This is a genomic window from Agrobacterium sp. FDAARGOS_525, from assembly GCF_003938925.1.
GTDB lineage: Bacteria > Pseudomonadota > Alphaproteobacteria > Rhizobiales > Rhizobiaceae > Agrobacterium > Agrobacterium pusense.
Map to the genome: position 1 here is coordinate 678,287 of NZ_RKIU01000004.1, position 9,214 is coordinate 687,500.

The following is a 9,214-nucleotide window of genomic DNA, read 5'->3' on the forward strand; positions in this document are numbered from 1 at the left end:
GGCGCACAAATGTCAAGATAATACCAGTTCTGTGACTGACGCCAACTAGTTTGCGCCCGTCGCTTGCGCAAATCTGGACGCGTCGATGGCACGGGAGTTGCCACCAAGGGAGGACATCATGACACTCAATGCTCTCCGCGCAGGCTGCGCGGTTGTTGCCCTATTTGCCGCGTCCAGCGCGTTTGCCGCCGCACAATGCACGAGCGACGTGCGTGTTCTGGCACAGCCGCGCGACGGACTGACCCTTCTCGAAAAATATGTCGATGAGTTCGAAGAACTATCCGGCGCAGGCTTCGAGATCAGTTATCTCAACGAGAATGATCGCCGCGCAAAGTCGCAGGCAGACGCCTCGACAGTCGGTAGCTTCAACGTCTATTACGTTGACGAAGCCAATCTGGCGCTTTTTGCCTCGTCAAAGTGGATCGTTCCGCTCGAAGGTTTTTACCCGGCAGAATACGACTACAAGGACTTCGACGCCGGCATGCGCGCCGCTGCGACCTACGACGGCAAGGAGTGGTTTGCACCGGTACAGGGCGGCGGCGACCTGATGGTCTATCGCACCGACCTTCTGGAAAAGGCGGGCATCGCCCCGCCAAAGACATGGGACGAATATTTTGCCGCCGTGAAGAAGCTGCATGACCCGGCCAATGGCGTCTACGGCACTGCCCTGCGCGGTCAGCGCGGTTCAGGCGCCAATGTCTGGCGCTGGATGCCCTTCTTCAAGGCAAATGGCGGCGAGTGGTTCAAGGATGGCAAGCCTGCCTTCAATTCCGATGCGGCCGTAAAGGCGACCGAGACCTATCTCGAACTCTTTAAATATTCCGCACCGGGCACGCAGACCGGCTCCTGGGACGAGTCCACCGGCGCTTTCCGCTCCGGCAAGGTGGCGATCATCATCGAATCCGCACCTCTTGGCGGCATGTCCGTCGATAAGGCCCAGAGCCAGGTTGCGGACAAGGTGGCATTCTCGGTTCCGCCGTCGCCGCTGCCCGGCGCCGGTTACGCCCATGGTTTTGCGATTGCTTCCAAGGCCAACAAGACTGACGAGGAGAAGGCCTGCGCCGGTCTCTTCGTTGCCTGGGCGACATCCAAGGAACAGGAAGCACGCCGCCTCGCCGCCGGCCAGCCGGGCGAACTGACGCGCACCAGCACCTACCAGAGCCCGGAATATGCCAAGACCTTCGGCCAGAACCTTGCCGACGCCATGGCTGCGACCGGTGAAAATACCACCGTGACCTTCTGGCAGGATGCGCGCTGGCAGGAACTGGGCAACCAGTGGGGCATCATGCTCGAAGAGCTGATCACCGGCAGCCGCACCGATATCAAGGCGACGCTCAACGAACTCGAAGCTTTCGCCGCCAAACTCTGACGCCTCCCAAGCCGTCTGAAGGGCGCGTCCAGTGACGCGCCCCCTTTTCCCCACCCGAGGATCTGCCATGCGCCGCGGCCGCTCGCTGCCTTACGTCTTTCTTGGACCCACTCTCAGCATCCTGATCGTTCTGGCGCTCGTGCCGACGGTCTACGCCATCAACATCTCCCTGCAAAACCGCACGCTGTCTGCGCCCGACGCGGACTACGTCTGGTTTGCCAATTATGCCGCGCTGTTTTCAGATGCACGTTTTCTGAACGCGCTTTGGGTGTCCTTCAAGTGGGAGGTCATCAGCGTCTCAATGACCATGGTGACCGGGCTTGCTCTCGGGATTGCGATGTTCGAGGCCGCAAGCCCTCGCGTACGAAACGTTCTCTGCGTGCTTTTCATCATTCCCGTTCTTTTGCCACGGGTTTGCGCCGCTTTCGTCTGGAAATTCGCCTTTCATCCGCTCTACGGCGCCTTGACCTGGCCGGTCAGGGAACTCACCGGCATTACGCCCGATATTCTGTCGACACCCCTCGGCGCCCTTCTTGCCGTTGCCTTCGTTGATGTCTGGCAGTGGGGTTTGTTCTTTGCAGTCATCATCCTGAAGCTTCTGGAATCCCTGCCGCCGCAGCCGCTGGAAGCCGCACGTATCGATCGCGCGAGCCGCTTCGAAATCCATCGTTTTGTAACGCTTCCGATGCTGAAAGCGCCCTTGATCAGCCTGCTCCTCGTTAAGGCTATCGAGAGCCTGCGCTCCTTCGATCTCGTCTACGTCATGACGCGCGGTGGTCCCGGCATCTCTACCGAGACGCTGGACATGTACGCCTATTCGCAGGGCTTCATCGAAGCCGGCAAGATTTCGTACGCCTCCTCCATGGCTGTCATCATGATGGTCCTGACCATCGTCACCTTTACCTTTACGTGGAAGAGGCTGAACCGATGAAAGTCTCCACTTTCTTCCTCAGGGTGTTGCTGGTTCTGGCCGCCGCACTTGTCGTGCTGCCGCTGCTTTGGACCCTGCTCAACGCTTTCAAGACCAATGCCGACCTGCTGGTATCGACGCCCAAACTCGTCTTCCAGCCTGTCCTCGACAATATGAGCTATGTGCTCAATCGCCGTTCGGTCGCGCGCGCGCTCACCAACTCGTTGATCATCTGCTCGAGTGCGGTCGTCCTCGGCGCAGTACTCGGTGTGCCCGCCGCCTATGTGATTGCCCGATTCAAGAACAGGATCACGGCGGAGGCGCAGTTTTTTGTCCTGTCGCTCCGTTTCCTGCCGCCCGTCGCAATCGCCATTCCCATGCTGGTCATCTGGCTTGGTCTTGATCTCTACGACACGAGACTGTCGCTGATCGTGACCTATCTCATCGTCACCGCTTCAATAACCATATGGCTTTCCGTGCCGGCTTTTGAGCGCGTCAGCCTTCACGTTGAAGAGGCTGCCCGGGTGGATGGACTTGGTCCCTATGCGACGTTCTTCCGCATCGCCCTGCCAATTGCCCGTTTCCAGGTCTTTGGCGCGGTCGCCTTCTCATTCGTTCTTGTATGGAACGAGTTCCTGCTTGCCATGATGCTCACGACCTCGAAGGCGAAAACCCTGCCGATCATCGCGTCCGAAATGTCGCAGCTCGGCATGAACGTGCCGTGGGGTATCCTCAACGCTGCCGTCGTCCTCTTGTCGCTGCCGCCACTGATCCTGCTCGGCGTGCTTGCAGGTGGCCTCAATGCCGCATTTTCCAAGAAAACTGATCAAGGTTGACTGACCCATGAAAGCACTTGTCCTCGAACGTGTCGGCGAACTCTCCCTGCGCGACATCGAAATTCCGCAGCAATTGGGGCCGGATGACGTTCGCATTCGTCTGCATACCGTCGGTGTCTGCGGCAGCGACGTGCATTATTATACGCACGGGCGCATCGGTGACTTCGTCGTCAATGAGCCAATGGTGCTCGGCCACGAGGCCGCGGGGACTGTCATCGAGACCGGAGCCAATGTAACGCATTTGAAGCCCGGCGACCGCGTCTGCATGGAGCCCGGCATTCCCGATCCGAAATCTCGCGCGTCGCGGCTCGGCCTCTACAATGTTGATCCCGCTGTCACCTTCTGGGCGACGCCACCGGTGCACGGTGTGCTTTGCCCCGAAACGGTTCATCCGGCGAGTTTCACCTACAAGCTGCCGGACAATGTCTCCTTTGCCGAAGGGGCGATGGTCGAACCATTTGCCGTGGGCATGCAGGCGGCCGCCCGGGCCAACATCACGCCTGGCGATACCGCGGTCGTTACCGGCTGCGGGACGATCGGCATCATGGTGGCGCTCGCCGCTCTGGCCGGTGGCTGCTCTCGGGTGTTCATTTCGGACATTTCCGCGACCAAGCTCAAACTTGCCGAAAGCTATGGTGGCATAACCGGTGTCAACCTGAAGGAGGTTGATCTCGTTCAGACGGTCAATGAGGAAACCGAAGGTTGGGGAGCGGACATAGTCTTCGAATGCTCGGGCGCGCCGGCTGCGGTCCGGGATCTCTTCAAGGTCGTCCGCCCAGGCGGAACGGTTGTTATCGTCGGCCTGCCGCCGGAACCCGTCGCCGTGGACCTTGCAGCAGCCTGCTTCCGCGAATGCCGTATCGAGACGGTTTTCCGCTACGCCAACGTATTCGATCGCGCTTTGGCGCTGATTGCCGCCGGCAAGGTTGACCTGAAACCATTGGTCTCCGGCACCTATGCCTTCGATCAATCGATTGCCGCTTTCGAGAGGGCGGCCGAAGGCCGGCCGGAAGATGTGAAGCTGCAGATCGTGATGAATGGGGAGACGCATTGATGGCCACCGTCGAATGCCGGGGAATCCGGAAAGTCTATGGTTCGCTGGAGGTCATGCGGGATTTTGACCTCAAGATCGATAACCACGAATTCGTCGTCTTTCTCGGACCGTCAGGCTGCGGGAAATCCACCATGCTGCGAATGATTGCCGGGCTTGAGGAAATTTCCGGCGGAGATCTTCTCATCGGCGGCGAGCGGATGAACGACAGCGACCCCGGCGACCGGGGCATCGCCATGGTGTTTCAGAATTATGCGCTGTACCCTCATATGAGCGTACGGGACAACATCACCTTCGGGCTCGAGAGGGCCGGTATTGGAAAGTCTGCAATCGATCAGCGTCTTGCACCCGTGGTCGATGCGCTGGGACTTGGCGTCTACCTTGCGCGCAAACCCACGGAACTGTCGGGCGGACAGCAACAGCGTGTGGCGATTGCCCGCGCCATGATCAAGACGCCGGAAGTTTTTCTCTTCGACGAGCCGCTTTCGAACCTCGACGCCAAGCTCCGGGGCAGTCTGCGTGTTGAGATCGCACGGCTCCACAGGGACCTGAAAACGACGAGCATCTACGTCACTCATGACCAGCTCGAAGCCATGACGCTTGCCGATCGTATCGTCCTCATGAAAGACGGACGGATCGAGCAGATGGGCACGCCTGAAGAGATTTACCAGACACCCCGAACCATCTTTGCCGCAGGCTTCATCGGCACTCCGAACATGAATTTCCTGCAATTGCAGATGACGCCGGAGGGCGTCGGCGACGATCTCGTGAAGTTTGCAGCCCCTGCTGGTCTACGCTCCGGTGAGGTCACCGTCGGGATCAGGCCGGGATCATTCCGCTTGAACCACGATGCCAAGGCGTTTCGTGGAACCGTTGAGCGCAATGAGTTCCACGGCGAGACACGCCTTATCTGCCTCAAGAATGATCGCCACGAGATCAACATTTCCGTGCCCGCCGAGATACGACCAGCAATTGGCGAAATAATCGGAGTCGAAGTCGCCTCTTCTGATATTCACGTCTTTGATCCCGGATCGGGCCTGAGACTGAATTAACCGTGGTGAGACTGGCCCAGGATGGCGGCGTGCCGCGCAATGAAACGCCTGTGATGCAGCTCAGGCGGTCCATCGGGTTCCACTTTCTCCCATCCATCCGTCGGTCGATCACCCGGAAAGCACCCGGATTTCAACGAAGTGACCCAGAAAGAGCGAAAAGCGAAAGCGTTGTCCGGGCACACAGGGAACGCATGGATGTATCCGAAGCCAAGGCTAAAGACGCAGAAAGACGAAAACACGAAGCTGAAGCGGCCTCTGGCGGATGCTATACTCGACAATGCGGCTTTAAAATAGCTTATAGCAAAGAAGTGGTGACGCCCGCACGAGATGAGCGAACGGCGGACGTGTAGCCGTGGGCTTCTGCCGAATGACGATCTGTTTCGAAACCAGGCGCAGCGAAGGCGCTGGCGAATGAACGCCGCCGCTTTGGATATCGGCGCCTTCATGTGCTGCTCAGGCGGGAGGGGTACCTTGTCAACCGCAAGCGGCTCTTCCGGCTTTATCGGGGGGAGAAGCTGACCGTGCGCAAGCGCGGTGGCCGCGAGCGCGCGATCGGTGCAGGTGCACCGATGCTGATCCCGCTTGCCGCCGATGATCGCTGGTCGCTGGACTTCGTCTCGGCTCAACTCACCGATGGCCGCAGGTCCCGGGTGCTGACCGTCGTCGACGATCGTACCAGGGAGTGCCTGACACTCGTCGCCGATACTTCTCTTTCCGGCTTGGGGGTCGCTCGTGAGGCGGAGCAGATAATCGAGGGACGGGGCAAGCCGAAGATGATCGTCAGCGACAATGGCAGCGAGTTCACCGGCAACGCGATCCTGCAATGGACGGATCGGACCAAGGCTGCCTGGCACTATATCGCGCCAGGCAAACCGATCCAGCACGCCTTCATCCGTGAGCTTCAATGGGCGGCTGCGAGACGAGTTCTTGAATGAAACGCTCTTCTCGTAACTGATCCAGGCCCGATCTGGGTCTTCAAACTGGCGCAGCGATTACAACGATCATCGACTAAACTCTGGACTCGTGTGGCTGACACCCGCCGAGTTCTTCGCTCAGACAATCAACCCGCGACGTGACGTGATGCGGTGCTGCGCAGCCGGAATGGCTCCGCACCGCAACCCGCCGTTACCTCCCAGAATACAGCAACCCAAAAACGTTGGAGCAAACCCAACACTGGATAAAATTTGGGGGGCAAGGTCAAAGGTCATGGAAGCTGGGGAGATCGACACGCAGCAAAAACAAAAAAAGCTCCTCGACGGCTACGCGGAGGAGCTTTTTGAGAAGCGACTTGAATGGGCGAATTTGCAAGTTTCAGTGCGGGTGCTTGTGCGTGAAGGGTGGCTTTGGGTGTGGTTTATCTGTTTTGTTTTGGATTGTTGTTTTGGTTGCGGGGGCAGGATTTGAACCTGCGGCCTTCAGGTTATGAGCCTGACGAGCTACCGGGCTGCTCCACCCCGCGTCCAGCGCATTCGGCAAGGCCGAATGTCGCGGTTACGTCGTTGCTTTAGCGACGACGGATCTTTGCCGGAGTAAATTGCGGAGCAATTTATCTCCTGTAAGGGACGCACTTGGCGTTTTCCTTAAGTTTTGTCTTAAACTGCAAAAGGCCGCTTTTGGCGGCCCTTTTTTTTCGGCTGGGCCGAGGGATGTGATGAGAAGATTTTGATGCGTTTTGCAGACCTGGCAGCGACCTACTCTCCCGCGTCTTGAGACGAAGTACCATTGGCGCTGGGGCGTTTCACGGCCGTGTTCGGAATGGGAACGGGTGCAGCCGCCCCGCGATAACCACCAGGTCGGCAAAACGCAACATTGTTCATGTTTTCACATGAACGTTATTTTCGAGAAGCTGGAGAGCTCAAGGCTCTATTTAATTTACACGTCGTTTCTGTGACTTATCCGTATGTTGCCTTGCTCGAGGTCGAGCGTGGCGCCCATACAGGACGCTAGTCCGTCGCCAATCGTTTGGCGCGCCGTCTGCAGCGTAGTGGCCGAAGGCCACGTCAGCGTGAAGACAGAACAGATCATCAAGCTCCGCTTGATGAGCATGAACAATGGGAACGAAGAAGTCGATCGAGCTATTAGTAACGGTAAGCTTCACACATTGCTGTGCTTCCACACCCGTCCTATCAACGTGGTCGTCTTCCACGGCTCTGATAGGGAACACTCGTTTTCAGGTTGGTTTCCCGCTTAGATGCCTTCAGCGGTTATCCATTCCGTATATAGCTACTCTGCTATGCCCTTGGCAGGACAACAGATCCACCAGAGATACGTCCATCCCGGTCCTCTCGTACTAGGGACAGATCCTGTCAATATTCCTACACCCACGGCAGATAGGGACCGAACTGTCTCACGACGTTCTGAACCCAACTCACGTACCGCTTTAAATGGCGAACAGCCATACCCTTGGGACCTGCTCCAGCCCCAGGATGCGATGAGTCGACATCGAGGTGCCAAACAACCCCGTCGATATGGACTCTTGGGGGTCATCAGCCTGTTATCCCCGGCGTACCTTTTATCCGTTGAGCGATGGCCCTTCCACACGGGACCACCGGATCACTATGACCGACTTTCGTCTCTGCTCGACTTGTCAGTCTCGCAGTCAGGCTAGCTTATGCCATTGCACTCGACGACCGATTTCCGACCGGTCTGAGCTAACCATCGCGCGCCTCCGTTACTCTTTCGGAGGCGACCGCCCCAGTCAAACTACCCACCATACACTGTCCCGGATCCGGATAACGGACCGCGGTTAGACATCCACGAAGATAAGGGTGGTATTTCAAGGATGGCTCCACAGAAACTGGCGTCCCTGCTTCAAAGCCTACCACCTATCCTACACATGCCTTGGCGAATGCCAGTGTAAAGCTATAGTAAAGGTGCACGGGGTCTTTCCGTCTGACCGCAGGAACCCCGCATCTTCACGGGGAATTCAATTTCACTGAGTCTATGTTGGAGACAGCGGGGAAGTCGTTACGCCATTCGTGCAGGTCGGAACTTACCCGACAAGGAATTTCGCTACCTTAGGACCGTTATAGTTACGGCCGCCGTTTACTGGGGCTTCAGTTCAGAGCTTGCACCCCTCCCTTTAACCTTCCAGCACCGGGCAGGCGTCAGACCCTATACGTCGTATTGCTACTTCGCAGAGCCCTGTGTTTTTGATAAACAGTCGCTACCCCCTGGTCTGTGCCACCCCATCATACTTGCGTACAAAAGGGTCACGCTTCTTCCGAAGTTACGCGTGCAATTTGCCGAGTTCCTTCAACATAGTTCTCTCAAGCGCCTTGGTATACTCTACCTGACCACCTGTGTCGGTTTCGGGTACGGTCTATACGGTGGAGCTATTTCCTGGAACCTCTTCGCCGCCCAACCAATCCAATAAGGTTGAACAACACACGAGATCCGTCACTACCACCAGGCCCACGAATATTAACGTGGTTCCCATCGACTACGCGTGTCCGCCTCGTCTTAGGGGCCGGCTAACCCTGCTCAGATTAACTTTAAGCAGGAACCCTTGGTCTTTCGGCGAGGGAGTCTCTCACTCCCTTTATCGTTACTCATGTCAACATTCGCACTTCCGATATCTCCAGCAGCCCTCACGGGTCCGCCTTCACAGACTTACGGAACGCTCCGCTACCACTTGCATTGCTGCAAATCCTCAGCTTCGGTGCATGGCTTTAGCCCCGTTACATTTTCGGCGCAAAGACCCTTATTTAGACCAGTGAGCTGTTACGCTTTCTTTAAATGATGGCTGCTTCTAAGCCAACATCCTGGTTGTTTTGGGATCCTCACATCCTTTCCCACTTAGCCATGACTTGGGGACCTTAGCTGGAGGTCAGGGTTGTTGCCCTTTTCACGACGGACGTTAGCACCCGCCGTGTGTCTGCCGACTAGTACTCCTCGGTATTCGGAGTTTGGTTAGGATCAGTAAGACGGTGAGTCCCCATAGCCCATCCAGTGCTCTACCCCCGAGGGTATTCGGTCGACGCTCTACCTAAATAG

General features: G+C 57.4%; 6 protein-coding genes, 1 tRNA gene, 2 rRNA genes and 1 pseudogene (1 of these 10 only partly in view). 7 read left to right on the top strand and 3 right to left on the bottom strand.

Annotation, left to right across the window (positions count from 1 at the left end; genetic code table 11):
- The first annotated feature begins 118 nt into the window (after positions 1–118).
- From EGT36_RS19480 to EGT36_RS30570, 7 genes and pseudogenes are all read left to right on the top strand, one after another.
- Positions 119–1,369, top strand: a complete 1,251-nt coding sequence (locus tag EGT36_RS19480; RefSeq protein ID WP_112636630.1) for an ABC transporter substrate-binding protein — start codon at positions 119–121, stop codon at positions 1,367–1,369.
- 67 nt (positions 1,370–1,436) lie between these two features.
- A complete protein-coding gene (locus EGT36_RS19485) occupies positions 1,437–2,300 on the top strand; it encodes a carbohydrate ABC transporter permease (protein ID WP_004438055.1) in 864 nt (287 codons plus the stop codon).
- Positions 2,297–3,115, top strand: a complete 819-nt coding sequence (locus EGT36_RS19490) for a carbohydrate ABC transporter permease (protein ID WP_006698723.1) — start codon at positions 2,297–2,299, stop codon at positions 3,113–3,115. Before EGT36_RS19485 ends, EGT36_RS19490 begins: the two co-directional genes overlap by 4 nt.
- 7 nt (positions 3,116–3,122) lie before the next feature.
- Positions 3,123–4,169, top strand: coding sequence for an NAD(P)-dependent alcohol dehydrogenase (locus EGT36_RS19495; RefSeq protein WP_004438046.1), 1,047 nt, complete (start codon positions 3,123–3,125; stop codon positions 4,167–4,169).
- Positions 4,169–5,218, top strand: a complete 1,050-nt coding sequence (locus EGT36_RS19500) for an ABC transporter ATP-binding protein (protein ID WP_125270878.1) — start codon at positions 4,169–4,171, stop codon at positions 5,216–5,218. The genes EGT36_RS19495 and EGT36_RS19500 overlap by 1 nt, the downstream gene beginning before the upstream one ends.
- Before the next feature lie 191 nt (positions 5,219–5,409).
- Positions 5,410–6,298, top strand: a pseudogene (locus EGT36_RS19505) (IS3 family transposase); the annotation flags it as partial.
- A gap of 126 nt (positions 6,299–6,424) precedes the next feature.
- A complete protein-coding gene (locus EGT36_RS30570) occupies positions 6,425–6,622 on the top strand; it encodes a hypothetical protein (protein WP_169692080.1) in 198 nt (65 codons plus the stop codon).
- Here the strand turns inward: EGT36_RS30570 and EGT36_RS19515 are convergent.
- From EGT36_RS19515 to EGT36_RS19525, 3 genes are all read right to left on the bottom strand, one after another.
- Positions 6,601–6,677 (bottom strand) — tRNA-Met (locus tag EGT36_RS19515). The genes EGT36_RS30570 and EGT36_RS19515 overlap by 22 nt on opposite strands.
- 219 nt (positions 6,678–6,896) lie before the next feature.
- Positions 6,897–7,011 (bottom strand): 5S ribosomal RNA (gene rrf / locus EGT36_RS19520).
- A gap of 264 nt (positions 7,012–7,275) precedes the next feature.
- Positions 7,276–9,214, bottom strand: a 23S ribosomal RNA gene (locus EGT36_RS19525); it runs 860 nt beyond the window's last position.